The sequence below is a fragment of the Vallitalea maricola genome, from assembly GCF_036985595.1.
GTDB classification, from domain to species: Bacteria; Bacillota; Clostridia; order Lachnospirales; family Vallitaleaceae; genus Vallitalea; species Vallitalea maricola.
The window spans coordinates 1-232 of record NZ_BTPU01000147.1; the positions used below are offsets into that span (position 1 = coordinate 1).

Sequence of the window (232 nt, forward strand, 5' to 3'; positions counted from 1 at the left end):
GCCTTGTAGATATTACATCTACAAGGCTACCGTCTTTAGTTATAGTTACTACTATATCTTCTGTTATATCTCCGTCTCTATTATCATAGGCTGTGGCTCCTGCATCTACATACGTTCCACCATAGGTTATTTCTTCCGAAGCATTTCCTACTAAAGTTATTACTGGAGCTTCTTCGTCTTCTTTTATTACTACCGTTCTTGTTACTTCTTGGGCTTGATTGCCTTTTTCATC

Annotated in this window: 1 protein-coding gene; it reads right to left on the minus strand. The window is 37.9% G+C overall.

Going from position 1 to position 232, the window contains the following annotated elements; all coding sequences use genetic code 11:
- On the minus strand, window positions 1-232 hold a 232-nt coding region (locus tag AACQ14_RS23670; protein WP_339366006.1), incomplete at both ends, for an immunoglobulin-like domain-containing protein.